Origin of the sequence: Modicisalibacter xianhensis (genome assembly GCF_900113605.1) — a bacterium.
Classification (GTDB): Bacteria; Pseudomonadota; Gammaproteobacteria; order Pseudomonadales; family Halomonadaceae; genus Modicisalibacter; species Modicisalibacter xianhensis.
This window is the reverse complement of sequence record NZ_FOPY01000013.1, coordinates 97117-122942: the sequence shown is the minus strand read 5'-3', so window position 1 is coordinate 122942 and position 25826 is coordinate 97117. Positions and strand designations below refer to the sequence as shown.

The following is a 25826-nucleotide window of genomic DNA, read 5'->3' as shown; positions in this document are numbered from 1 at the left end:
ACGCAAAGGGGTAGAAAAGACACCGCCCGCGCCGACAGACGGCGCGGGCGGTGTCTTTCGAGACTCTGCTACGTGTCAGCGTGCCTCTGGCAGGGGCTGATAGCCTTCGGTCAGCGCCGAGACATCGCTGGGTGACATCCCGCTGGCAAAGGTGACCACCTGGGCCGGGGCGGCACGCAGCGATTGCCATGCCTGGCGCAGGGTAGCGGCATCCAGCTGCGAGACGCGCTCGGCCAAACGCTCACGCCGGTCGAACTCGGTATGATCATAGGCCAGTTCGTACCACAGGCGGTTGGTCAGACTGGAGAGCGAGGGATCGCGTTCCCGCAGGCGATCGCGCACGGCGTCGCGATACGGCGCGATCGTCTCGTCATCGGCCTGCTCGATACGAGCATCGAACGTCTTCAGGAAGGCGTCGATACGTGACTGGATCGTGTCGATGTCCGCGCTTGGTGACTGAACCAGCAGGTTGATGCCCGGTGCATCGAGCAGCGGCTGGTAGCCTGCCGTGACGATGTAGCCGAGTTGTTCCTCGGTGCGTAGCTGTGCATAGAACGGTGTGTCGATCATCTGGCCGAGTACGGCCAGGGCGGCCTGGCTATCCAGTGACCGATCAGGCCCTTGCAAATAGCGCAGCACCGCGACGTCGTTGCGTGTCGAGTGCGGATGCAGCGTCGGTGCCGACGATGGCACATCGAGGGGCTTCAGCTCGGGAATAGCGGTCTCGCTCAACTGGGGCGACAGGGCGTTGGCGACTGTCAGTCCCTTGCGCCGGGCCTGCTCTGGCGTCAGGTTGCCGACCGCCATGCTCTCGATGTAAAGCTGATCGAGGAAGCGAGTGCGAAATTCGCGCAAGTCCTCGACGTCAATCGGGCCGATAGCCTCGAGCAGGGCAGCGTCGCTCCATTGGGGGCGGATCAGCGCCGCGCCCAGCGTACTTTGCATCTGTGCATAGAGTGGTGACTGCGGGGCGTTGCGCCACTCCCGCTCCAGACCCATCTTGACCCGAGCAAAAGTCTCCTTGGCGATATCGCCAGTCTGCAGCTGTGCCACGACCTGACCCAGTACCAGTTCCTGCTGGTCGCGCCAGCCTGACAGCGACAGCGTGATGCCGCGGGCATGGGCATAGGCTGAAACATCCTGGCCAGCCAGGCGGGCAGGGTACAGTGTTTCGTTGAGACTGTCGTTCAGCCAGCCGGCCAACAGCCGGGCCAGGGCGGCGTCATGGGCACTGCTCGAAGCCTCGGGATTTTGCAGGCTGAAGCGCCACTCGGCCCGTGGGGTGCCAAACTCGCTGTCGGGACGATACCACAGCGAGAAGTGCTCACCGTCGATCAGCGCCACGGGATCGCGGGAAGTGAGGTCCAGCAGCTCCAGGTCTTCGGCAATGTACGGGTTGGGTTCGGGAAGCGCCAGATCGGGCAATGGCTCGGCCTCGGGCCACTGATCGACTGGTGTCAGGGTGTAGGGGGCATCGAACCATTCGCCGCGCTGATCGCCTTCCACGTCCGGGCCGCTATACACCCGCAGCAGAGATTCGGGCGTCAGCGAGGCCAGTAATTGACGAACCTGGTCCGGTTCGAGCCCATCCATGCGATAGCTGCCATACTGGACGTCCTGCAGGGGGTAGAGAGCCATGTTCATGGCCAGGCGGCTGGCGAGATGGATAGGCTCGCCGCGCTGCTGGAAACGAAACTGCTGTTCCGCCAGGCGAGACTGTTCATCGTAGCGCCAGGCCTCGATGCCATGTTCGCGAATGCGCTCGATCATGGCGAACAGGCTGGCCTGGATGCGGTCGAGCTGCTGGGCCCCGTCGGGAGTCAGGCTGATGCTGACGGCAAATAGGGCGTCATCGCCATCGCCGCGCATGCTTCCGGCCGACAAGCCATCCGCCCAGCCCTGCTCGCGCAGTGAAGCGAGAAGGCTGCCTTCGCCCTCATGGCCCAGCAGGCTGGCGATGTAGTCCAGCGACTTGTGGCGATAGTCCTCGAGCGGGTCAGGGCTAGAGAACAGGAAGTGTACCTGACGGCGGTTTTCCAGGCTTTGGACCTGCATCTTCGCCGGAACGAGTTCAGGCGTCAGCAGGGGCTCGGGAATCTCGGGCCGGCTCAGGCCGCGATCGAGAACGGCGCTGAAATCCTCGCGTACCCATGTCTCCAATGTATCCAGCGACTGTGGCGCCACTACTGCCAGGTCCATGACATTGGCGCCGTAGTGGTTCCGGTAGAAGTCGATCAGTGCCTCGCGCAGCGGTTTTTCACCGTCGCGCAGCGTTTCGAGGCTGCCCACCGAGAAGCCGGTATCCGGATGATCTGGATTGAGCGCCTGGTCCATGGCCTCGTTCAGGCGACGGGCATCGTCGCGCAGGCGGGCCTGGTACTCCGAATGCACGGCGTTGCGCTCACGGTCAACGTATTCCGGATTGAACAACGGGGCAACGAAGAACTGGCTGAAGCGATCGAGTGCGCCAGAAAGCGCGTCCGGCTCGATGGAGAAGAAGTAGTTGGTGTCCTGGCTGGCGGTAAAGGCGTTGTGGTTGCCACCGTGCTGGCTGATGTACTGCTGGTAGCTGTCCGCCTCGGGATAGCGTTCGGTACCCAGGAACAGCATGTGCTCGAGGAAATGTGCCAGGCCGGGAATCGACTCGGGATTCTGGGCGCTGCCCACCGAGACGTTCATCGAAGCCGCCGCCTTGTCGGCGTCGGGATCACTGACCAGCAATACCTGCAGGCCATTGTCCAGGGCCAGGGTGCGATAGTCTCGGTCATCGTTGGGGCTGACGATGGGTGCCTCGCTGGCGCGGTGGGTGTCAACGGCCTCGTTGGCGGCCAATGCCTGGCCGCCGGCCACGGCCAGGCCGAGCCAGCAAAGCCCCTGCCCGAGGGCACGGCGGGATCGCGGTAGTCGCATCATGTCTCCTGTTCGCTATGCCAGCGGACCATGTTGCCGGTCGGTCGACCACAGGCCCAGTCCTGGTAAGACGGATCGTTTACCCGTCTTGATACAGGAAAAATGCCCAACAGTTCCAAGGGAGCCGGGGAGAGAAGGTGGCGGGCCTGTTCTTGAGGCGTATCCGGCGACAGCCAATGGTGTGCCGTCCCTGCGTCCATGATGGCCGGGAAGCGGTCGGTGAGCGGGGCGAGCAATTGGTTGGCAGGCACGGTGATCAGTGCCATGGAATCGTTGTAGTGCGTCAGTGTCGTATGATAGCGGCACCATAATCCGGCCAGCAGCAACGGGCCGCGATCAGCGCGGGTCACCAGAAATGGCTGCTTCATGCGTGGCTGGGGTTTCCAGACATAGACGCCGCTGACCGGGACCAGGCAGCGGCGGGCGGCAAAGGCGTCGCGAAACATGGCTCGCTCGTCAAGCGACTCGGCGCGGGCGCAATGCGGCGCATGGTCGAGCACCTTGAGCCAGGGCGGTGTCAGTCCCCAGAAGGCTGTGGTCAGGCGTGGGGTTCCCTGCTCGTGACGAATGATCGAGACGGGGTGACGTGGTGCCCGGTTGGGACTGGTTGCCAAGGGGTGGGTGGCCTCGAGCCCCGGTAGCAGGCCATCGAGGGGCAAAGCAGCAATATGCAGGCGTCCGGCCATGTCAGGTCTCTGGCTGGTGGAGTCATGGGTGCTCGGCGCATGGTATCAACCACCGGCTGGCGGTCATTTGCTGTCAAATGGCGCATGCGTCGGACTTGCGTTTATGCACGGTGTCGATATGCTGAGCGGAAACAGTGTTCGATCATTGTCGCTTCCGAGCGCGCATGGTAGCGATTTGCGAAACGAGGTTAACGATGGCACGTCCCCGACAGCACGCGCCCGAGGCATTGCATGCCCAGGTCATGGCGGCATGTGATGCATGGCTGCGGGAGAATCCTGTGCATACGCTCTCCCTGCGTGCCCTGGCGCGCGAGATCGGTTGCGCGCCCAGTACGCTACTCAAGCTATACGGCAGCTTCAACAACCTGCTCCAGTACGTCAACATCGAGACGCTCGATCGTCTACGTGCCGCGGTCGAGGGCCTTAGCGGGGCCACCCCCGAGCCACAGCTAAAGGCGTTGGCGACAGCCTACTGGCAATTTGCGCAGAAGGAGCCCTTCCGCTGGCAACTGCTCTTCGATTATCCCCTGGCCCAGGAGGGGGAGCTGGACCAGCGACAGAACAGCATGATCGAGGCCCTGTTCACGCGTGTCGAGGCCACCCTCAAGGAATACCAGCCGGCTCTCGACGATCTCCAGGCACGGCGCATGGCTCGCACCCTGTGGGGCAGCGTGCACGGCCTGGTGCAGTTGGGGCTCAACGAGCGCCTGGGCTATTGGCAAGGCCAGGCCCTCGAGGTCGGAGAGCTGCTCGATCAGTTGCTAACCACCATCCTTGCCGGCCTCGGGTCGCCATCCAAGCATAGTGAGTGAGTCTTTGCTGACGCAGCGCCGCTTCGCCCCGTTCTTCTGGACCCAGGCCCTGGGCGCCTTCAACGACAATCTGTTCAAGAACGTCCTGCTGCTGCTGTTGACCTTCGTGGCCGTACCCCGGCATGGCTGGGATACGGGGCTACTGAACAACCTGGCGGCAGGACTGTTCATCCTTCCTTTCCTGCTGTTCTCCGCCTGGGGCGGGGCGTTGGCCGACCGTCTCGACAAGCAGCGCCTGATCCGCCGGCTCAAGTTGCTTGAGCTGGCCACGATGTGTGCTGCTGCGGCTGCCGTCTGGTTCGAGCAGTTTGCCGTGCTTCTGGGGTTGCTGTTCATGATGGGCACGCAGTCGGCGCTGTTCGGGCCAGTCAAATACGCCATCCTGCCCCAGCACCTGCGCCCCACCGAACTGGTGCGCGGCAACGCCTGGGTCAATCTGGGCACCTTCGTCTCGATCTTGCTCGGGACGCTGCTGGCCGGGGTCCTGGCCTCACTGAATGGAGTCTGGTCGCGTGCGGCGATCGCACTGACGCTGGTCGGCATTGCCCTGGCCGGCTACCTGGTCAGCCTGGGCGTGCCCAAGGCGCCATCCAGTGCCCCCGGGCGCGTCACGTGGCGCCCATTGTCGGGCAGCATTCAGGTGTTGCGCGACAGCTGGCGACATCCGCGCGTCTTTCGTGGCCTGCTGGGCATCAGCGTGTTCTGGTTTCTGGGCGCCTGCTATCTGACTCAATTGCCGGCGTGGGTACGCGACGTGGTGCATGCCGACGAGACGGCCGTCAGCGCCTTGCTGGCGGCGTTTGCGCTGGGCGTGGGCGGTGGTGCGCTGTTATGTGCCCGTCTTTCCGGTGGGCGGCTAGAGGTGGGGCTGGTCCCGCTGGGCGCGTTAATCATCGGCATCGCCGGGCTCGATCTGGCCCTGCAGCCGGCCATCGCCGGCGAGCAACTGAGCTTGACGGTGCTATGGGCGATGCCCGCCTTCTGGCGCATGGCGTTGGACCTGGCGCTGGTCGGTGTCGGCGGCGGACTGTATATCGTGCCCTTGTACACCCTGTTGCAGCTCGCCAGCCACGACGAGCACCGCGCACGGATGATCGCCGCCAATAACTTGCTCAATGCGCTGTTCATGATCCTGGCGGCCGTCTTCGGTATCGTGGTGCTGACCCTGTTTGGGGCCTCGCTACACGTTTTCTTTGTCTGGCTGGCGGGCATTGCACTAGCCACCGGGGTATACATCCTGATGATCAACCCGCGTTCGGTGCTGCGGCTGGCCATCTTTGCGCTGATGCATGTGTTGTATCGCCTGCGTTTCACCGGACGCAGCCATATCCCCGCCGAGGGGCCCGCGCTGGTGGTGTGCAACCATGTCAGTTTCATGGACGCCCTGATCCTGGGCGGAGGCTGCCCGCGCCCGCTGCGCTTCCTGATGGACCGGCCGATCTACGAGTCGCCGTGGCTGAACTGGTTCTTTCGCATTGCCGGGGCGATTCCCGTGGACTCGGAGCGCCGTGATCCGGGCGGCGTGCGGCGTGCGCTTGAGCAGGTCAGCCTGGCGCTGCGCAGCGGTGAAGTGGTCATGCTGTTCCCCGAGGGTCGGCTGACGCCCGATGGCGATGTACACCGCTTCCGGCGTGGCGTGGACATGATTCTGGCACGCGATGCAGTGCCGGTCGTGCCTGCGGCGCTGGCTGGACTGTGGGGGTCCTGGACCTCGAATCGCGGCGGCCCGGCGCTGACCAAGCGCCCGCGCCGCCTGCGGGCCAAGGTGGCACTGGTGTTCGGAGAGCCGATGAGGCCGGAGGCGGCGAGCAGCGCCAGTCTCGAAGCCAAGGTGCGCGAACTCAAGACTGCCGCCGAGCGGCGCATCCTCGACTGAAGAGAGTCGGTGCCCCGGCGCGACTGGGGCGTGCTTGTCAGGCGAGGCGCGAGCGGCGCACCTGTTGCCAGCAACGTGCCGCAGTGATCAGGTTGTCCTTGACCTGTAGGATTTCCATGCGTGTGGTGCCCAGCTGCAGACAGGCCGGTGCGTCGGGAAAGGATTCGAGGTGCTCGAGAATCAGGCCATTGAGCGTCTTGGGGCCGTCCGTAGGTAACTGCCAGCCCAGCATCTTGTTGATCTCGCGAATGTTCGCCGTCCCCTCGATGACATAACTACCATCGTCTTGCAGGTGGATTTCCTGGTGCATGCCAGCGACGTCGGTGGTGAATTCGCCGACGATCTCTTCGAGGATATCCTCCAGCGTGACCAGACCCTCCACGTCACCGTACTCATCGACCACGATTCCGATGCGCCGCTTCTGCTGCTGGAAGTTGAGCAGCTGGGTGTGCAGGGGCGTCGATTCGGGGATGAAGTAGGGTTCGCGCGCCTCCTGGACGATCGCCGCCTTGGTGACCTCGGGCTTGGACAGGAAGCGGGCCGCATTGCGCAGGTGCAGGATGCCGATGATGTTGTTGATATCGCCCTTGTAGACCGGTACACGCGTATGCTGGCTGGCGCGTATCTGGGCCAGGATGCTGTCCAGGTCATCGTCGAGGTCGATGCCGGAGACTTCGTGGCGGGGCACCATGATGTCATTGACGGTGACGTTCTCGAGATCGAGGATCGACAGCAGCATGGCCTGGTGCCGGCGTGGAATCATGGTGCCGGCTTCGTGGACCACGGTACGCAGTTCATCACGGGTCAGGTTGTCCGCCCCGCCCTCGATGTTACGTACTCCAAGCAGGCGTAGCAGGCCGTTGGAAATGGCATTGACCATCCATACCAGCGGATACAGCAGCTTGAGCAGCGGTTCCAGTGCCAGTGACGACGGATAGGCGATGCGCTCCGGCTTGATTGCCGCATAGGTCTTGGGCGTTACCTCGGCAAAGATCAGCACCACGATGGTCAGCACCAGCGTGGCAACGGCCGGCCCCGAAACCTCACCGAAGAAATGAATGGCGATGATGGTAGCGAGCGACGCTGCCAGGTTATTGACGAAGTTGTTGCCGATGAGGATGACCCCGATCAGCCGATCGGGACGGCCGAGTAGCCGTATCACCCGCTTGGCGGCACGATCGCCGCTCTTGGCCTGATGGCTCAGGCGGTAGCGATTGATTGACATCATGCCGGTCTCGGAGCTCGAGAAATAGGCGGACAGGCAGATGAGAAGAAATAGCAGGCCGAACAGCAGTCCCAAAGGGATGTCGTCGTTCAAGGGCTGGAAATCCTAAATAGCATGACAGGTCGTTTGTAGGGAATAGGCCGCCCTGGTGTCAAGGCAGGGCGGCTGTGCAGAGCGGCTCAGGGCCGCCCGAACACGTATTCCAGGGCGAACTTGCTACCAAAGTAGGCCAGCAGCAGCAGGGCGCAGCCACCTAGGGTCCAGCGCACCGCCTTGGCGCCGCGCCAGCCCAGGACGTGATGGCCCGCCAGCAGCAGGGCGAAGATGATCCAGGCGGCAAACGAGAGCACGGTCTTGTGGACGAGGTGCTGGGCAAAGAGGTTGTCGAGGAAGATCATGCCGCTGACGATCGACGCCGTGAGCAGAATCATGCCGGCCCAGATCAATTCGAACAGCAGGCGCTCCATGGTGACCAGGGGGGGCAGGACCTGCACGATGCCTCGCGTATGGTGCTGACGCAGGGCCCGGTTCTGTCGGGCCAGCAGCATCGCCTGTACGGCAGCGATGGCAAACAGGGAAAACGCCAGGGTCGAGGTAAGAATATGAATGGCGATGCCGGGGGTCAGTCCCTCGCGATGCCCTTGCGTGGGCAGGCCCATGACCAGCAGCAGGGCCAGCGCCGCCAGAGGGAACAGGCCGACCGCAGCGCTCAGCACGGGCTTGGCGAAGCTCACGGCAACCAGCAGCAGGGCGATCAACCAACTGAATAATGACGCGCTGTTGGCCAGGTCGAGGTTGAGCGACTCGGTGCTGCCTAGCGTGACGAAGATCACTACGCTGTGGCAGGCCACGGCAAGCAGGCCCACGCCCCTGACCAGGGCCGGGCGGGCAGGAACGCGGCGTAGCAGCGTCAGGCCCTGCCAGGAACCCGCGCCAAGATAGAAAATGATGGCGAGTAATGCGAAGGGAAGCGCCTGCATGGTTAGGCCTTGTGACCTCGGAAGGTGTGCCGTGGCATGAGAATCGATTGCAGCGCCACTATACCGAATCGTGACCCTCCCGCCCAGACGCTGCGATGAGAGGGCGAGATCGATGGTCATGCCTGCATGGAGACTGAGGCCGTGAAGGCGTATAATTCGTCACCAAACAGCAGGTGCGGTTTCGCTTGCCAGGAAGCCGGCATCCAGGCATCCCCCTACGGAGAGCCCCATGTTCGAAAATCTCTCGGAGCGCCTGTCGCAGACGCTCAGATCGGTCACCGGTCAGGCCAAGCTGACCGAGGACAACATCAAGGATACGTTGCGCGAGGTGCGTCGTGCCCTGCTCGAAGCCGACGTCGCGCTGCCAGTGGTCAAGGCTTTCGTCGAGCGGGTGCGCGAGAGGGCCGTTGGCCAGGAAGTGTCGCGCAGCCTGTCGCCGGGTCAGCAATTCGTCAAGATCGTCCAGCAGGAGTTGGAAGCGATCATGGGCGAGGCCAACGAAGGGTTGGCCCTCAAGGGCAGCCCGTCGGTGGTGCTGATGGCCGGCCTGCAGGGGGCGGGCAAGACCACCTCCGTGGCCAAGCTGGCGCGCTACCTGCGCGAGCGTGAAAAGAAGAAGGTGCTGGTAGTATCCACCGACGTCTATCGCCCGGCAGCCATCGATCAGCTCGAGACCTTGGCGCGTGAAGTCGAGGTCGACTTCTTCCCGTCGACCAGCGAGCAGCGACCGGTCGATATTGCTGGAGCTGCGCTCAAGCACGCCAAGATCCAGTTCCACGACGTGGTGCTGGTGGATACGGCCGGGCGCCTGCATGTCGATAGCGACATGATGGATGAAATCCAGGCGCTGCATAAGGCGCTCCAGCCCCAGGAAACCCTGTTCGTCGTCGATGCCATGACTGGCCAGGACGCTGCCAACACGGCCAAGGCATTCCACGAGGCATTGCCACTCACCGGGGTGATCCTGACCAAGGCCGATGGCGATGCGCGTGGCGGTGCGGCGTTGTCGGTGCGCCACATCACCGGCAAGCCGATCAAGTTCATGGGGATGGGCGAAAAGGTCGATGCCCTGGAGCCCTTCCATCCCGATCGCGTGGCATCGCGCATCCTGGGGATGGGCGATGTGCTGTCGCTCATCGAGGAGGCCGAGCGCACCGTCGACAAGAACAAGGCGGAAAAGCTCGCCAAGAAGGTCAAGAAGGGCGAGGGCTTCGACCTTGAGGACTTCCGCGATCAGTTGCAGCAACTCAAGAAAATGGGCGGCATGTCCGGCATGATGTCAAAGCTGCCTGGCATGGGGCAGTTTGCCGAGATGGCTCAGGGGCCTGGTCCCGAGAAGGAGTTGGGCAAGCTCGAGGCGCTGATCAACTCCATGACGCCCAAGGAACGGCGCAAGCCAGACATCATCAATGGCTCGCGTAAGCGGCGGATCGCCGCCGGGGCCGGCCTGCAGGTGCCCGACCTCAACCGTCTGCTCAAGCAGCACAAGCAGATGCAGAAGATGATGAAGAAGGTCGGCAAGAAAGGCGGCATGCAGAAGATGATGCGCGGCATGTCCGGGATGCTGCCGCCTGGCATGGGTGGCGGTCCTGGCGGTCCTGGCGGCATGGGCGGCGGCCCCGGCGGTTTCGGTGGCGGCGGATTCCCGCGGCGCTGAGCCCACGCACCGCCACGACGGGCGAGGAAAAAGGTTTCCAACGCCCGTCGTTTTCCGTAGAATGCTGCGTCTTCGTGGCAGGCTGCGCGTATGCGTAGCTGACGACTGCGACCGCAGTCATGAATCTGTGGCGTAAATACTGAACTCAACCGAAGGATTGTTAACGCAATGGTTACCATTCGTCTGGCACGTGGTGGCGCCAAGAAGCGTCCCTTCTACCACCTGACCGTAAGCGACTCTCGCAAGTCACGCGATGGCCGTTTCATCGAGCGCGTCGGTTTCTTCAACCCGGTCGCCCGCGGCCAGGAAGAGCGTCTGCGCGTCGATCTGGATCGTGTCAGCCACTGGCAGGGCCAGGGTGCGCAGGTCTCCGACCGCGTTGCCGAGCTGATCAAAGAAGCACGCAAGCAGCAGGCATAAGCCGAGCGCCGTTCTCATGCCGAATGACGTATCGAACGTGCCGCAAGTTGGCCAGTCGGGCGACTACGTGGTGCTGGGCAAGTTGACCAGCCCCTACGGCGTGAAAGGGTGGTTCAAGGTGTACTCGTACACCAGCCCGATGGAGGGCATTCTCGACTACGCCGAATGGGTGATCGATCAGCGCGGGACACGCACGACCCGCCGCCTCGCCCAAGGGCGTCGTCAGGGAAAAGGTCTTGTAGCCAGGCTCGAGGGTGTCGATTCCCGAGAGCAGGCCGAGCAGCTCGCCGGGGCGGAGATTCTGCTGCCCAAGCAGGCGCTGCCCGAGCTCGAGGCAGGTGATTATTACTGGTATCAACTGGAAGGGCTGCGGGTCGTGACGCTCAATGGCATCGACCTGGGGCGTGTCGACTACCTGTTCGAAACCGGCGCCAACGACGTGTTGGTCGTCAAGGGCGATGCCCAGAGCATCGACGACAGGGAGCGATTGCTTCCCTTCCTGCCCGACGAGGTGATTCGCGAGGCGAACACGGACACCGGTACGCTGACGGTGGACTGGGATCCTGAATTCTGACGCGACACCCGAATGGGCACTGACACGACGGGCCGGGCATGCTCCGGCTCCATGGGATCTGCCGTGTGGATTGGTGTTGTCTCCCTGTTCCCGGAGATGTTCGAGGCCCTGACCGGCTACGGGGTAGTCGGACGAGCGGTCAAGCAGGGGTTGCTGGAAATCGATTTCTGGAACCCCCGGGATTACGCCACGGATCGACACCGCACGGTGGATGACCGCCCGTATGGTGGTGGCCCGGGTATGCTGATGAAGGTCGATACCCTGCGCCAGGCCATCCATGAGGCGCGAGCGGATGGCGCAAGGCGCTACGGCACGCCCCCCAAGGTGATCTACCTGTCGCCGCAGGGGCGACCTCTGGATCAACGTGGCGTGCAGGAGTTGGCGTCCGGTGGCCCACTGATCGTGGTGGCCGGTCGCTACGAGGGCATCGACGAGCGCGTCGTGGAAAGCGACATCGATGAAGAATGGTCGATTGGTGACTATGTGCTCAGTGGCGGTGAGCTACCGGCCATGGTGCTGATCGATGCGGCGGCAAGGCTGGTTCCCGGAGTGTTGGGACACCAGAGTTCGGCGGTCGAGGACTCGTTTGCCGATGGTTTGCTGGATTGCCCGCATTACACCCGGCCCGAGGTCATCGATGGACGTCGTGTGCCGGACGTACTGCTTAGTGGTAATCATGCCGCCATCCGGCGATGGCGTCTCAAGCAGTCGCTGGGGCGCACCTGGCTCAGGCGTCCCGAGTTGTTGCAGAGCCGAACGTTGAGCGACGAGCAGCGCAAGCTGCTCGATGAGTTCATCGAGGAATACGCCAACCCGGCGGAGGAGTGTGGCGAGCCGATACCGCCCGATGCCGATCAGGCACGCAGCGAGTAGCGGTAGCTCCACGTCACCCATATTTGTCGTTCCCGCGTCGTCGAACGTCGGGATCACACGCCAGGCGGGCGCGTCTCGGCCATTGTCCGTGATTGACGATGACGAGTGAATGCAGCGAGCCCGTGTGGCCCAAAACAGTCAAGGAGTTGCATCATGAGTGGCAAAAACAAGGTGATCCAGGCGCTCGAAGCCGAGCAGATGAGCAAGGAAGTGCCGGAATTCGCCCCCGGTGACACCATCGTCGTCCAGGTCAAGGTCGTCGAGGGTAACCGTGAGCGTCTGCAGGCTTTCGAAGGCGTGGTGATCGGTAAGCGCAACCGCGGCCTGAACTCCGCCTTCACCGTGCGCAAGATTTCTCACGGTGTCGGCGTCGAGCGTACCTTCCAGACCTACAGCCCGCTGGTTGCAGCCATCGACGTCAAGCGTCGTGGCGACGTGCGTCAGGCCAAGCTGTACTACCTCCGCGAGCGCAGCGGCAAGGCGGCCCGTATCAAGGAAAAGCTGGCCTAAGCCACGCTTGCCGCCGGGCGGCAGGGTGGATGCACGCCGCCATTCCTGGAAACCCCGTCGCCGCGCATGCGGGGCGGGGTTTCGTTGCATCTGCGGGTTGCTTTGCGAAGATAATGCGCCATGGCCGAGTCGGATGACGAAAACGGGTTGATCGAGGCCTATCTTGACGCCCTGTGGCTGGAACGCGGGGCCAGCGAACATACATTGTCGGGTTACCGACGCGATCTCGAAGCCTGGCGATCCCATGCCGATGAATGCGGTAGCCGGCTGCTCTCGCCAGATCCCGAGGTATTGCCGCGCTGGCTGGAAGCGCGCCGAGCGGCGGGATATCAACTGCGCAGCAATGCCCGGCTGTTGTCGAGTCTACGCGGTTTCTACCGCTGGCTGCTCGAGCAGGGGCGTCTCGACAGCGATCCGCTCAGTGAGGTCCGGCTACCCCCGGTACGGGCCAATTTGCCCGATACGCTGGACGAGCCCGAAGTCGAGCGCTTGCTGATCGCTCCGGATGCCGACACGGCGCTGGGGTTGAGGGATCGCGCCATGCTCGAGGTACTGTATGGTTGCGGCCTGCGGGTCTCCGAACTGATCGGCCTGCGCCTGGACAGCGTCAACCTGCGCCAGGGGGTAGTGCGTGTGGTCGGCAAGGGCGACAAGGAGCGGCTGGTACCGCTGGGCGAGGAAGCCCAGGCATGGGTGGAGCGTTACCTGCGTGCCGGGCGCAGCGAACTGATGACCGATATCCGGCAGCCGCCTCTGTTCCCGGGACGCGGCGACGCTTTTATGACTCGCCAGACGTTCTGGTATCGCATCAAGCACTATGCCCGGCTCGCCGGCATCGACAAGCCACTATCGCCGCATACCCTGCGTCATGCATTCGCGACGCACCTGTTGAATCATGGGGCCAATTTGCGTGTCGTACAGATGTTGCTGGGTCATAGTGACCTGTCGACGACGCAGATCTACACCCATGTAGCCCAGGCGCGCCTGGAAACGCTGCATGCCGAACACCATCCTCGAGGTTGAATGATGATTCGTGGTTTCAAGGCGCTGACGTGCGCACTGCTCACAACCCTGACACTGACTTCCAGCCTGGTACTGGCGGCACCTACCGCCGAAACTCTGGCCGAGCGCCTGGCCGTCAACGGCGAGCCGATGCCCGTGGAAAGCGTGAGCGAGACACCGCTGGAGAACATCTATGAAGTTCACCTGAAAAGCGGTGAAACGTTCTACAGCGATGCCGAGGGCAGCCACTTCATCGTGGGAGACCTGTTCGCCAACGGCGAGAATGGCCTGGTCAACCTGACCCAGCAGGCCCGCAACGCCGAGCGTGCCGAGCGCCTGGCCCAGGTGCCTGACGACCAGCTCATCACCTTTCGCGGCAACGAGGCGCCCCAGGCCACGATCCAGGTCTTTACCGACGTGACCTGCCCGTATTGCCGCAAGTTCCACGAGGAAGTGCCGCGCCTCAACGAGATGGGTGTCGAGGTGCAGTACCTGGCTTTTCCGAGGAGTGGCCTGGGGTCCGAAGGCGCGCGCTACCTGGCGCAGGTTTGGTGCGCCGCCAATCCCGGTGAGGCCCTGAGTGCCGCCAAGCGCGGCGAGAACCTGAAGAATGCGCCGGACTGCGACAATCCGGTCATTGATCAGTATCATCTGGGGCTTGAGCTCGGCGTGCAGGGAACGCCGGCCATCGTGTTGCCCGATGGGCGCATGGTGCCGGGTTACGTGCCTGCCGAACGCTTGGCCGGCATGCTCGGCATCGAGGAATGATGCTGCCTTCGCAAGGCCGCTGGACACATGATTGACACCCCGTCAGAGGGTACTTACCTTGTCGTTCTGGTCAAAAATTGATCAGTTCGCGAATCGAACGGATTAGGAAGGGAGCACGACGTTGAAACCGGTGAGAGTGGGGATCTGTGGTTTGGGGACCGTCGGTGGCGGTACCTTCAATGTACTGACACGCAATGCCGATGAAATTGCCCGTCGGGCGGGGCGGCCGATCGTCATCGAGCAGGTCGGTGCCCGGCGTGAGAACCCCGAGTGCGACACCACCGGCGTCAAGGTCACGACCGACATCTTCGAGGTCGCGCGTAACCCCGATGTCGACGTGCTGGTCGAGCTGGTCGGTGGCTACGATGTGGCTCGCGAGCTGGTGCTCACCGCCATCGAACACGGCAAGCATGTGGTCACGGCCAACAAGGCGCTGATTGCCGTCTACGGCAACGAGATCTTCCAGGCGGCTCACGACAAGGGCGTGATCGTCGCCTTCGAAGCGGCGGTGGCCGGTGGCATCCCTGTTATCAAGTCGCTGCGCGAGGGGTTGGGCGCGAACCGTATCCAGTGGGTGGCGGGCATCATCAACGGAACCGGCAACTATATTCTCACCCACATGCGCGACGAAGGCCGCGCCTTCGAGGACGTCCTCGCCGAAGCCCAGGCGCTGGGCTACGCCGAGGCCGATCCGACCTTCGACGTCGAAGGCATCGACGCTGCGCACAAGCTGACCATCCTCGCTTCCATCGCCTACGGCGTGCCATTGCAGTTCGACAAGGCCTACACCGAAGGCATCTCGCGGATCACCGCCGAAGACGTCGAGCAGGCCGACAACCTCGGCTATATCATCAAGCACCTGGGTATCTCCAAGCGCACCGAGGCCGGCCTGGAGCTGCGCGTGCATCCCACCCTGATTCCCAAGGAGCGCCTGCTGGCCAGCGTGCATGGCGTCAAGAACGCCATCGCGGTGATGGGCGATGCCGTCGGGCCGACGCTCTATTACGGTGCCGGCGCCGGTTCCGAGCCTACGGCCTCGGCCGTGGTCGCTGACTTGCTCGACGTGGCCCGAGACATCACCACCGATCATCACTACCGTGTGCCTTACCTGGCGTTCAGCGGCATCGTCGAAGGTGACGAAAGCCTGCCGATCCTGCCCATGGAAGACATTGTCACCGCTTATTATCTACGTCTGCTGGCGGTGGATCGTCCCGGGGTGCTGGCACGTGTGGCGACGATCCTGTCCGAGCAGGGCATCTCCATTGAAGCACTCATCCAGAAGGAAGCCACCGAAGGCGAACTGGTACCGATCATTCTGCTGACTCACCGAACCCGCGAGAAGCACATGAACGAGGCGATCCGGCAGCTCGAGTCACTGGCCGATGTGGCCGGCCCGATCACGCGTATTCGGGTCGAGTGCCTCAACGAACAGGAATAAGCCACCCCGGCTCCCCGGGGCTGCCTACAGTGTGGGTCAGCAGTTCACTAGTGAGTGGAAACCAAGATGCGTTATATCAGTACACGCGGGCAGGCGCCGGCGCTGAACTTCGAGGATGTGGTGCTGACCGGCATGGCCAGTGACGGCGGGCTTTACGTGCCTGAGAGCGTGCCGCAACTGTCGCATGACGATCTGGCGAGCATGGCCGGGCTGTCCTATGCCGAGATCGCCTTCCGGGTCATGAGGCCGTTCGTCGGCGGCGAGATCGATGATGATACCTTCCGCGATATCGTGCGCGACGCCTACGCCACCTTCAGCCACGAGGCAGTGGTGCCGCTCAACCAGCTCGGCGCCAACCACTTCCTGCTCGAGCTGTTCCATGGCCCCACGCTGGCCTTCAAGGATGTCGCCCTGCAACTGCTGGGTCGCCTGCTGGATCACTTCCTGAAGAAACGCGGCGAGCGCGCGGTGATCATGGGCGCGACGTCCGGCGATACCGGCTCGGCGGCGATCGAGGGCTGTCGCCACTGCGACAATCTCGATATCTTCATCCTGCATCCGCACAACCGTGTCTCCGAGGTACAGCGCCGCCAGATGACCTCGGTGCTGGCCGACAATGTCTTCAACATTGCCATCGAGGGCAACTTCGATGATGCCCAGGCAATGGTCAAGGCCAGCTTCGCCGACCAGGCGTTTCTCGACGGCACGCGGCTGGTGGCGGTCAATTCGATCAACTGGGCGCGCATCATGGCCCAGATCGTCTATTACGTCGCCGCTGGCGTGGCCTTGGGGGCGCCGCATCGCAAGGTCAGCTTCTGCGTACCCTCGGCCAACTTCGGCAATGTCTTCGCCGGCTACATGGCCTTCAAGATGGGCTTGCCGGTCGAGCGTTTCGTCATCGCCACCAACGCCAACGACATCCTGCACCGCACCCTGGCGGATAACGACTTCTCCAAGCGTGACCTCGAAGCGACCCTGGCGCCATCGATGGACATCGTGGTGTCGTCGAATTTCGAGCGTCTGTTGTTCGACGCCTATGACCGCGACGGGGATGCCGTGCGCGCCCTGCTCGAGCGTTTCCAGAGCGAGCCGGCCGCGCTCGCCGATGCACCGCTGGCCAAGCTGCGTGAGCGCTTCGCCAGTCACAGTGTCGACGATGCGACCATCCTCGAGGTGATACGCGAGGCGCACCATCGCACCAAGGAGCTGCTCGATCCGCATACCGCGACCGGCTACCGTGCCGCCGAGGTGTGCCACGGCGATGCCGCCACGCCGATGATTACCCTGGCCACCGCCCATCCGGCCAAGTTCGCTGAGGCGGTAGTCAAGGCTGGCTTTCCCGGTGTGCCATTGCCCGCACACATGGAAGACCTGCTCGAGCGCAAGGAACGTTACAGCGTGCTGCCGGCGGAGCTGAGTGCCGTGCAGTCCTTCGTTGCCGAGCACCGCCGCAAGGTCTAGCGTTTATCGTCCGTTTCGATGCCTGATCGCGCCCGGCTTGCCGGGCGCGCTGCGTCACAGGAGCCTTTGTGGAAACCGAGAGTGCGCAACGCCCCCTGGCCGAGTTCATGCGTCGGCGCATCATGCCGCGTCGTCGCGACGAGACGCTCTACCAGCGTTGTCTGGCGGCGGGGCTTTCCGAATTGCAGGCACGCATCCTGGCTGGCCGCCTGCCGGACTATACCGGCGAACTCGACCCGCTGGTCACGCCGGGTCTGCGTTACCTGGCACACCCCGAGAAGCTGAAGGACGCCCGCCGTGCCGCCGAGCGCATCGCCCGGGCGGTGACCGAGGGCGAGCACATCGGGATTCTCACCGACTACGATGTCGACGGCATCACCTCGCACGTGGTCATCCTGCGCACCCTCAACGAGTTGTTTGGCGTGCCTGCACAGAAGCTGCACAGCCTGATCGGCCATCGCATCAACGACGGCTATGGCATCAGCCTGCCGCTGGTGGAGCGCACCCTGGCGCTGAAGCCGCGACCCAGCCTGGTGATCACCGCCGACTGTGGCTCCTCCGACGAACCGCGCATCGCCCGCCTGCGCGAAGCCGGTATCGAGGTCATCGTCACCGATCACCACGCATTGCCAAACGAAGGCCCGCCGGCCTCCGCCTACGCCACGGTCAACCCGACCCGGGACGACTGCGAGTTTCCCGATCGCACCATTGCCGGCTGCATGGTCGCCTGGCTGGTCATGTCGCTGACCCGGGCGGTGCTGATCGAATTCGGCGCCTTGTCACCCTCCACACCCAAGCTATCGCCCTGGCTCTCCTATGTAGCGCTGGGTACCGTGGCCGATTGCGTGTCGCTGGGTGGAAGCGCCATCAATCGTGCGGTGGTCACCCAGGGCCTGACGCTGATCAACCGCATGGAGGCGGCCTGCTGGCGGGCAATGGCCGAGCGCCTGGGTGCCGACAGCGTGCCCTTTGACGCCGAGACGCTGGCCTTCCAGATGGGCCCACGCATCAATGCCCGCTCGCGCCTCGATGACCCCTATGCGGCGCTGCACTTCATGCTGGCGGCCGACGAGCATACGGCACGCCGGCACCTTGAAGTGCTCGATCAGGACAACCAGTCACGCAAAGCCATCGAAGCCGACATGACCGAGACGGCCCGCGCGCTGGCGCTCGAACAACTGGCGTCAGGCGCCCAGGTGCTGGTGGTCTATCTCGAGGATGGCCATGCCGGGGTGCAAGGCATCGTTGCCTCGCGGCTGGTCCAGGCCTTCGGCCGGCCAGCGCTGGTGCTCACGCCCGCCGCCGCGCCGGGTATGCTCACCGGCTCGGGGCGCTCCATCGAGGCGTTACATCTGCGTGACGCCCTGCAACGCGCGCATGATCTCGCGCCGCCAGCATTGCCGCGTTTCGGCGGGCACCGCGGCGCGGCGGGCATCGGCCTGCCGGTCGAGCAACTGCCGGCGTTCACGCGGGCGTTGTATCAGGCGGTCAACGAGCAACTTGGCGAATGCGAGCTCTACCCCTGCATGTTTACCGACGGCGAACTGGCCGCGCCGCAGCTCTGCCTGGCGACGCTCGACGAGCTGGAGCGCCTGGCCCCCTATGGCCGCGAGTTCGATGCACCGTTGTTCGAGGGCGAGTTCCTGGTCGAAAACCTGCGTGTGGTCGGCGCCGACGGCAGTCATCTGATGCTTGAGCTGTCGAGTGGCGGAATGGCGGTGCGCGCTATCTGGTTTCGTGCACTGACGCCGGGAGAAATGCCGGCCTTCGGGCTCGGGGCCCGGCTGCGTTGTGCCTACAAGCTGTCACGCAACCGCTGGAAGGGGAGGGAGACGTTGCAGTTAATGATCGAGCACGCTGAAAAAATTCAATAGTTCGGCCAGACGCCGGGCGTCGCCAACTCCAACAGATGCCCATCGGGATCTCTGAAATACAGGCTTTCGCCGCCCTTGGGCCAGTGCGTGCGACCCTCGATCTCGATGTCATGCGCGTCGAGCTGGGCTTCCCAGGCACCGAGCTGGTCGGCGGGAATGGCCAGCGCCATATGCACTGGTCCGTGGCCATCATGCGGGGGAATGGTGCCCATATCGCGGGGCAGGGTAACGGTGTCGAGCGTTTCGCCTTTCAGGAACAGCAGCAGCACCGTGCCGCGCCCAGCGTCGTAGGCGGTGAAGCGATGGTCTGCCGTGAAGGGCTCGAGTCCCATCACGGTCTCGAAGAACGCCCGCGCACGAGCCATGTCGTCCACGTAGAGTGCTGTTTCCAGCACGCCGTCCAATGTCGGCATGGCGGCTCCCGTATCGAAGTGTTTTATTTAGCATAGAAAGGCTGCCCCGAATCTGGCCAGCCTTTCGTCCTTTCAGGAGCGCTTGCTGGGCGACATCCAGAACCACCACACGATCAAGGCGATCAGGGCAATGCCGCCAAGATTGACCAGCCAGCTCATGCGCTTGCCTCCTTCAGATGGGACTTGTCGTCGTGTTGGGCCGGGCGCTGTGCGGCGCTGGGGCGGAACAGGCGCAGCCGATTGGCGTTGCTGACCACCGTGACCGAGGACAGCGACATGGCGATGCCGGCAATCACTGGAGAGAGCAGCAGGCCGGTGAATGGATAGAGCACGCCAGCGGCAATTGGAATGCCCAGGCTGTTGTAGCCGAAGGCGCCCCACAGGTTCTGCTTGATGTTGGTCAGCGTGGCGCGGCTGATCTCGATGGCATCGGCGATGCCGTGCAACGAGCCGCGCATCAGCGTGATGCCGGCGCTCTCGATGGCCACGTCGGTACCCTGGCCAATGGCGAAACCGACATCGGCCTGGGCCAGCGCCGGTGCGTCGTTGATGCCGTCGCCGGTCATGCCGACCACTTCACCTGCCTGCTGCAGGCGCTGAACCTCGGCGTGCTTGTCTTCGGGCATCAAACCGGCGCGGTAGTCGTCGATGCCGACCTCGCGAGCCACGGCAGCGGCGGTATGGGCATTGTCGCCGGTGAGCATGACGACCTTGAGCCCGTCGGCCTGCAGGCGACGTACCGCCTCGGCGCTATCGACGCGCAGCGGATCGCTGATGCCGAACAGCGCCACGAGCGTGTCGTCCATGGCCAGGTAGACCACGGTACGTGCCTGGGACTCGAGTTCCCTCGCCCTGGATTCATTCTGACCGAGGAAAATGCCGGCTTCGTCGAGCATCGCGGCATTGCCCAGGCGCAGCCGTTCGCCCTCGGGACCGATGGCGGTGACGCCACGTCCGGTCACGGAATCGAAGTCACGAATCGTCGCGGGCTCGATGGCATTTTCTTCGGCGTAGCTCAGCAGGGCAGCCGCCAGCGGATGCTCGGAGCCGCGCTCCAGGGCGGCCACCAGGCCCAGCACGTCGCGCTCGTCGCCTTGGAGAATCTCGGCATCGGTGACACGCGGCTTGCCCTCGGTGAGCGTGCCGGTCTTGTCGACGATCAGCGTGGTCAGGCGGCTGGCGGTCTGAAGTGCCTGGCCGTCGCGAATCAGGATGCCGTGCTCTGCGGCCTTGCCCACGCCGATCATGGTCGAGATTGGCGTGGCCAGGCCCAGCGCACAGGGACAGGCGATGATCAGCACCGTGGTGGCGGCGACCAGCATGTGGATAACCTGCGGCTCGGGGCCGACGTTGTACCAGACCAGCGCGGTAAACACGGCAATGATCATCACGCTGGGCACGAAGATCGCCGAGACCTTGTCGGCCAGCTCGCCGATCGGCGGGCGCGAGTTCTGCGCCTTGGCGACTTGGTCGATGATGCGCCCCAGGCGGGTATCGGCACCCACGCGGGTCGCGCGATAGACCAGCCCGCCGCGGCCGTTGACGGTGCCGGCACTGACCTCGTCGCTGGGCTGCTTGGCCACCGGCAACGGTTCGCCGGTGAGCATCGACTCGTCAATGTGACTGCTGCCTTCCTCGACCTCGCCATCTACCGGCAGGCGCTCGCCGGGACGCACGCGAATACGATCGCCGGCGCGCACCTCGTCAACCCCGATCTCGCGCTCCTCGCCGTCACGGATGACCCGTGCCATCGGCGCCTGCAGGTCAAGTAGCCGCTTGAGCGCCTGGCTGGTGCGCCCGCGTGCCTTGAGTTCGAGGCCCTGGCCGAAGCTGATCAGACCGATGATCATCGCCGCCGCTTCGAAATAGAGTCCCCGGGCCGCGACGGGAACCGCTTCGGGGAACAGGATGACTACCATCGAATAGAGCCAGGCGGTACCCGTGCCGACGGCAATCAGCGTATCCATGTTGGCCTGGTGGTGGCGAAACGCCTTCCAGGCATTGACGAAAAAGCGCCGCCCGGCGGTAGCCAGTACGCCGAGCGTGGCCAGGCCGATGGCCAGCCACACCCAGCGCTCGCCGCCAGCCAAGTGCGGATGATGGAAGAACATGCTGAGCATCAACGGAATGCCCAGACCCAGACCCAGGGCGGTGTCGCGCAGGCGCTGGCGATACTCCCGGGCCTCGTTGACCTCGCGGGTCTGCTCGGCCTGACGCAGGTCCTCGATCACCTCGGCGCCATAACCGGCCTCGACCACCGAGCGGATCAGTTGGGTGGCGTTGGCATCGCCATAGACCTGGGCAGTGCGCGAGCCGAAGTTGACCTCGGCCCGGCGCACGCCCGGCGTATCATCGAGCGCCTGCTGAATGGTGCGTACGCAGCCGGCGCAGGTGATCCCGGTCAATGATAGGCGGACTACGTCGCTGCTGTCCTGCGTTTCTTGCGAAGCGGCACCCTCTGGCGACGCCTCGGCTGCCGGTTCTGGCGCCTCATCAGGCGTCGAACTCGGCTGGTCGATGGCGGACGGTGGCTCATCAGGCGGATAGCCGGCTTCTCGCAGCACGGCATCCAACGTGGCGCCATCAAGTGAAGTGGTAACATCGAGGCGCTTCTCGCTGGGGGCGCCCTCGACCTCCGCCTCGGCATCGTGGGCCAGGATGGCCTGGCGCATCTTGCGCACGCAGCCTTGGCAACTCATGCCATCGACATGACGCTGGTGCTGCTGGCGTTGCGTCTTCGGTTCGTCCTCCTGCATGGGCGGATAACCGGCTTCGCGGAGCACGGCGTCCAATGTGTCGCCGTCGAGAACCGTCGTCACGTCGAGGCGTTTCTCGGCAGGCGTACCTACCACCTCGGCCTCGGTATCCCGCGCCTGGATGGCGCGGCGCATGTTGCTCACGCAGCCCTGACAGGACATGTTGTCGACGCGACGCGAAAGATGGCTGGCTGAGACAGTCATTGGCAGTCTCCTGCAGGCATGGTGGACAGGGGGCGGGTCTCTTCGGGGAGACTCTCGATCAGGCGGCACAGGCTATGACCGTCGGGGACGCCATCCGGCATGTCCTGCCAGGTGTCCAGTGCCTGCTCCATGCGCTCGGCCAAGGCCTCGAGTTCGGCAATGCGCTGGCGAATCGTCGGCAGGCGCTGTGCCAGCAGGTCGCGGACCAGCGGGCAGGGCGAGTCGCCATGATCGGCGTGATCGAGGATGTCACTGATCTCGCGTACGCTGAAGCCCAGTGTGCGCGCTCGTTGGATGAAGCGCAGGCGATTGAGGTCGTGGTGGCCGTAAAGCTGGTAGCCGTTGTCAGGGTTGCGGCGGGGCGAGAGCAGGCCTTCACGGGTGTAATGACGAACCGTCTCGGCCGTTACACCGGCCGCCCTGGCCAGTTCTGCGACTTTCATGGCTGATCTCCTGATCGCGTTGTCCTCAGTCTAAAACCTGTGGGTTACACAAAGGTCAAGGGCGTGGATCAAGCGAAGCGCATGTTGGCCGATAACTTGGAAAATGCCGTCAGGTGGCGGTCTGGCCGATCGCTTGTGACACCTACGACTAATGGATGCACTTTCAGTTGATTAAAACGATCGTTTGTTCTTGACTTGATTTTGTCCTTCAGCCAAAACGGTTAGGCAGACTGCCGTTGCGTATGAGCAGAGTAATGACAACGTTCAGCCTTACGGGAACAGGATTTCGAGAAAACTATGCAAAATAACATCAACAAGCTCACTATCGCCGTCGCTGTCGCCGCCGCAGCGATCTCCGGCCAGGCCGTGGCCGGCGGATTCCAGATCAACGAGCAGAGTGTTAGCGGGCAAGGCTACAGTCATGCCGGGCGCAGTTCGAATGTCCAGGATGCCACCATCGTCTTTGGCAACCCTGCCGGGATGTCATTTCTGGATCGCGCGCAAGTCACCGCCGGCGCCACCTATTTGGACGTAAACACAGATATAGACAATGTGCAGTCCAGCACTTCGATAGATTCTGGCCTCGCTACAGGGGGATTGCCCAACGGTGTTCAGTTCCCGTTGGGGCCGGTATCCGGCAGTAGCGATGGCGATATGGTGCCCGGTACGCTCGTTCCTTTCGCATTCTACGCTCAACCCCTCTCTGAGCGATTGCATTTCGGTTTTGGAGTGTATGCGCCTTTCGGTTCCAAGACGGATTATGAAGACGACTTTCAAGGTCGTTACTTCGGCAACTATACGGAAGTAAAGGTTGTCAGTGCGCAGCCGACCCTCTCCTACAAGATTAACGACCAGTTATCGATCGGTGCAGGTATCACTTACAACCAGGTAGAAGGCGAATTACGCCGCCAGCTTCCTAGTGATCCCAGTTTCAGTTCAGCGAGTGATATCGATGCACGCGTGGACGGAGACGATGACGGTTGGGGATACAATGTCGGCGTGATCTACAAGCCGGTGCCTGAAACGACTCTCGGCCTCACCTATCGCTCCAAGGTGGACTACACCCTGACCGGCGATTTCCGAGCCACGCTACCCAATGGCACGGTAGTGAGAGAAGACGATGCCAGCCTGGATTTGACGACCCCCGAGACGGTGAGTTTTTCCGTCACGCAAGACATGACTGATCGCTTGACGCTAATGGCTGGAGCTTCATGGGTACGTTGGAGCCGGTTCGAGCGTATCCTTGTCGATGGTAGTCGAGGCGGTGAAATCACCAACGAAGCACAAAACTATTCCAATGCGTGGAATTTCGCAGTCGGGGCCGAGTACGAGTTGAACCCACAGTGGGTGCTGCGTACCGGGTTGGCAATCGACAACACCCCCACGAATGATGAGGATCGCAGCGTCAGGATTCCTTCGGATGACCGCCGTATCTTCTCGGTTGGGGCAGGGTGGACGCCAATCCCCGATTTTACGGTTGATCTTGCCTACTCCTACTTGACTGAGCGTACTACGACCATCAGTCAGTCTCGAGATGACTCTTTGAATGGATTCGGGGCAGTTTCATACACGGCCGACTACAAGAACGAAGCCCATGGCTTCGGTGCCCAGGCGACCTATCGCTTCTGACCCATATCCCTGTATCGAGAGCCAGCCCGGCCCCATGGCCGGGCTTTTCGTACCTTGCCATCGGCTCGGGCTCATGCGCGACGGGATGGCCGCAATCCCCCTCTTTCGCTACAATGGTCGGCCCTTTGCCGGCACCTGCGTGCCGGCCATCGAATCGCTTCCGCAGGACGCCAAACAGGACGACCATGCAAGAGATCAATCCGATCAACAACCTCATCAAGGACCTGTCCGAGCGGACAGACGTCCTGAGGGGGTATCTTTGACTATGCCGAGAAGAAAGATCGGCTAGAGGAAGTTTCCCGCGAGCTGGAAAATCCGGATGTCTGGAACGACCCGGATTACGCCCAGAAGCTCGGTAAGGAGCGCGCCTCGCTCGAGGTCGTCGTCGAAACCATCGAATCGCTGGATCGTGGCCTGGTGGACAACCAGGAGCTGCTCGAACTGGCAGTGATGGAAGAGGACGATGCCACCGTCGACGAGGTCAAGAAGGAACTCGCCCATCTCGAGTCGCTGCTCGAGAAGCTCGAGTTCCGGCGCATGTTCTCCGGCGAGATGGATGCCAACAGCGCCTATCTCGACATTCAGGCCGGTTCCGGCGGCACCGAGGCCCAGGACTGGGCCAACATGCTGCTGCGCATGTACCTGCGCTGGAGCGAGCATCACGGCTTCAAGACCGAGATCGTCGAGATATCTGCCGGCGAGGTGGCCGGCATCAAGTCGGCCACGCTGCACGTCCAGGGCGATCATGCCTTCGGCTGGCTGCGCACCGAGACCGGCGTGCACCGCCTGGTGCGCAAGAGCCCGTTCGACTCCGGCGGTCGCCGCCACACCTCGTTCGCCTCCGTGTTCCTGTCACCGGAGATCGACGACGACTTCGAGATCGAGATCAACCCGGCCGACCTGCGGGTCGACACCTACCGTTCCAGCGGGGCCGGCGGTCAGCACGTCAACACCACCGATTCCGCGGTGCGCATTACCCACGAGCCGACCGGGGTAGTGGTCGCCTGCCAGACCCAGCGCAGCCAGCACGCCAACCGCGACTTCGCCATGAAGCAGCTCAAGGCGAAGCTGTGGGAGCTGGAAATGGACAAGCGCAATGCCGCCAAGCAGGAGGCCGAGGACAGCAAGGCCGATATCGGCTGGGGCAGCCAGATCCGTTCCTACGTGCTCGACGATCAGCGCATCAAGGACCTGCGTACGGGGGTGCAGACCAGCAATTGCGAGAAGGTGCTGGATGGGGATCTGGATCAGTTTATCGTGGCCAGCCTCAAGCAGGGGCTTTGATCCGGCGCTATTGCGCTCGCCGAGGCGGCGT

General features: G+C 63.2%; 21 protein-coding genes. 14 read left to right on the top strand and 7 right to left on the bottom strand.

What is annotated here, in order from left to right; genetic code table 11:
• Positions 1 to 75: 75 nt before the first annotated feature.
• Together BM194_RS15580 and BM194_RS15575 are read right to left on the bottom strand one after the other, a co-directional pair.
• Positions 76 to 2913 carry an insulinase family protein gene (locus BM194_RS15580; protein ID WP_244890986.1) on the bottom strand — a complete coding sequence of 946 codons (2838 nt, stop codon included), beginning with the start codon at positions 2911 to 2913 and terminating at the stop codon, positions 76 to 78.
• The gene (locus BM194_RS15575) at positions 2910 to 3596 is read right to left on the bottom strand and encodes an SOS response-associated peptidase (protein ID WP_092848613.1); all 687 of its coding nucleotides are present in this window, start codon (positions 3594 to 3596) and stop codon (positions 2910 to 2912) included. The genes BM194_RS15580 and BM194_RS15575 overlap by 4 nt, the downstream gene beginning before the upstream one ends.
• 194 nt (positions 3597 to 3790) lie before the next feature.
• Between BM194_RS15575 and BM194_RS15570 the strand changes: the two genes are divergently transcribed.
• Together BM194_RS15570 and BM194_RS15565 are read left to right on the top strand one after the other, a co-directional pair.
• Positions 3791 to 4408 carry a TetR/AcrR family transcriptional regulator gene (locus BM194_RS15570; protein WP_092848611.1) on the top strand — a complete coding sequence of 206 codons (618 nt, stop codon included), beginning with the start codon at positions 3791 to 3793 and terminating at the stop codon, positions 4406 to 4408.
• 4 nt (positions 4409 to 4412) lie between these two features.
• Positions 4413 to 6284, top strand: a complete 1872-nt coding sequence (locus tag BM194_RS15565) for an MFS transporter (protein ID WP_092848608.1) — start codon at positions 4413 to 4415, stop codon at positions 6282 to 6284.
• Positions 6285 to 6321: 37 nt separating this feature from the next.
• Here the strand turns inward: BM194_RS15565 and BM194_RS15560 are convergent, their stop codons facing one another.
• Both BM194_RS15560 and BM194_RS15555 read right to left on the bottom strand, forming a co-directional pair.
• Positions 6322 to 7602: an HlyC/CorC family transporter gene (locus BM194_RS15560; RefSeq protein ID WP_092848606.1), complete on the bottom strand. Its 1281-nt coding sequence runs from the start codon at positions 7600 to 7602 to the stop codon at positions 6322 to 6324.
• An 86-nt stretch (positions 7603 to 7688) separates the two neighbouring features.
• Positions 7689 to 8489: a cytochrome C assembly family protein gene (locus tag BM194_RS15555; protein WP_092848604.1), complete on the bottom strand. Its 801-nt coding sequence runs from the start codon at positions 8487 to 8489 to the stop codon at positions 7689 to 7691.
• Between the two features lie 229 nt (positions 8490 to 8718).
• On the opposite strand from BM194_RS15555, the gene ffh reads away from it, so the two are divergent.
• From ffh to recJ, 10 genes are all read left to right on the top strand, one after another.
• Positions 8719 to 10146 carry a signal recognition particle protein gene (gene ffh, locus BM194_RS15550; RefSeq protein ID WP_092848602.1) on the top strand — a complete coding sequence of 476 codons (1428 nt, stop codon included), beginning with the start codon at positions 8719 to 8721 and terminating at the stop codon, positions 10144 to 10146.
• Positions 10147 to 10314: 168 nt separating this feature from the next.
• Positions 10315 to 10566, top strand: a complete 252-nt coding sequence (rpsP, locus tag BM194_RS15545) for a 30S ribosomal protein S16 (RefSeq protein ID WP_092848600.1) — start codon at positions 10315 to 10317, stop codon at positions 10564 to 10566.
• Positions 10567 to 10582: 16 nt separating this feature from the next.
• Entirely contained in the window at positions 10583 to 11140 is a 558-nt protein-coding gene (rimM, locus tag BM194_RS15540) for a ribosome maturation factor RimM (protein ID WP_092848597.1), read from the top strand.
• Positions 11141 to 11203: 63 nt separating this feature from the next.
• Positions 11204 to 12013, top strand: coding sequence for a tRNA (guanosine(37)-N1)-methyltransferase TrmD (gene trmD / locus BM194_RS15535; RefSeq protein ID WP_092848595.1), 810 nt, complete (start codon positions 11204 to 11206; stop codon positions 12011 to 12013).
• Positions 12014 to 12166: 153 nt separating this feature from the next.
• Entirely contained in the window at positions 12167 to 12523 is a 357-nt protein-coding gene (gene rplS / locus BM194_RS15530) for a 50S ribosomal protein L19 (RefSeq protein WP_092848593.1), read from the top strand.
• 120 nt (positions 12524 to 12643) lie between these two features.
• Positions 12644 to 13546, top strand: coding sequence for a site-specific tyrosine recombinase XerD (gene xerD / locus BM194_RS15525; RefSeq protein WP_092848590.1), 903 nt, complete (start codon positions 12644 to 12646; stop codon positions 13544 to 13546).
• Positions 13547 to 14293, top strand: coding sequence for a DsbC family protein (locus BM194_RS15520; protein WP_092848587.1), 747 nt, complete (start codon positions 13547 to 13549; stop codon positions 14291 to 14293).
• Between the two features lie 121 nt (positions 14294 to 14414).
• Positions 14415 to 15731, top strand: coding sequence for a homoserine dehydrogenase (locus BM194_RS15515; RefSeq protein ID WP_092848585.1), 1317 nt, complete (start codon positions 14415 to 14417; stop codon positions 15729 to 15731).
• A gap of 66 nt (positions 15732 to 15797) precedes the next feature.
• Positions 15798 to 17192, top strand: a complete 1395-nt coding sequence (gene thrC / locus BM194_RS15510) for a threonine synthase (protein ID WP_092848583.1) — start codon at positions 15798 to 15800, stop codon at positions 17190 to 17192.
• Positions 17193 to 17299: 107 nt separating this feature from the next.
• On the top strand, positions 17300 to 19066 hold the full coding sequence (recJ, locus tag BM194_RS15505) for a single-stranded-DNA-specific exonuclease RecJ (protein WP_092848680.1): 1767 nt from the start codon (positions 17300 to 17302) through the stop codon (positions 19064 to 19066).
• Here recJ and BM194_RS15500 read toward each other — a convergent pair.
• The 3 genes from BM194_RS15500 to BM194_RS15490 form a co-directional block, all read right to left on the bottom strand.
• The gene (locus BM194_RS15500; RefSeq protein WP_092848581.1) at positions 19060 to 19479 is read right to left on the bottom strand and encodes a VOC family protein; all 420 of its coding nucleotides are present in this window, start codon (positions 19477 to 19479) and stop codon (positions 19060 to 19062) included. The two genes, recJ and BM194_RS15500, sit on opposite strands and share 7 nt — an antisense overlap.
• A 155-nt stretch (positions 19480 to 19634) precedes the next feature.
• Positions 19635 to 22178, bottom strand: coding sequence for a heavy metal translocating P-type ATPase (locus tag BM194_RS15495; RefSeq protein WP_177223432.1), 2544 nt, complete (start codon positions 22176 to 22178; stop codon positions 19635 to 19637).
• A gap of 257 nt (positions 22179 to 22435) precedes the next feature.
• A complete protein-coding gene (locus BM194_RS15490) occupies positions 22436 to 22882 on the bottom strand; it encodes a MerR family transcriptional regulator (protein ID WP_092848576.1) in 447 nt (148 codons plus the stop codon).
• A 297-nt stretch (positions 22883 to 23179) separates the two neighbouring features.
• Between BM194_RS15490 and BM194_RS15485 the strand changes: the two genes are divergently transcribed.
• Both BM194_RS15485 and prfB read left to right on the top strand, forming a co-directional pair.
• Positions 23180 to 24511: an OmpP1/FadL family transporter gene (locus tag BM194_RS15485; protein ID WP_092848574.1), complete on the top strand. Its 1332-nt coding sequence runs from the start codon at positions 23180 to 23182 to the stop codon at positions 24509 to 24511.
• A gap of 185 nt (positions 24512 to 24696) precedes the next feature.
• A protein-coding gene (prfB, locus tag BM194_RS15480) for a peptide chain release factor 2 (RefSeq protein WP_134018813.1) occupies positions 24697 to 25795 on the top strand; the annotation gives its coding sequence in 2 pieces (ribosomal slippage) (positions 24697 to 24771 and positions 24773 to 25795; 1098 coding nt in all).
• The last annotated feature ends 31 nt before the right edge of the window (positions 25796 to 25826 follow it).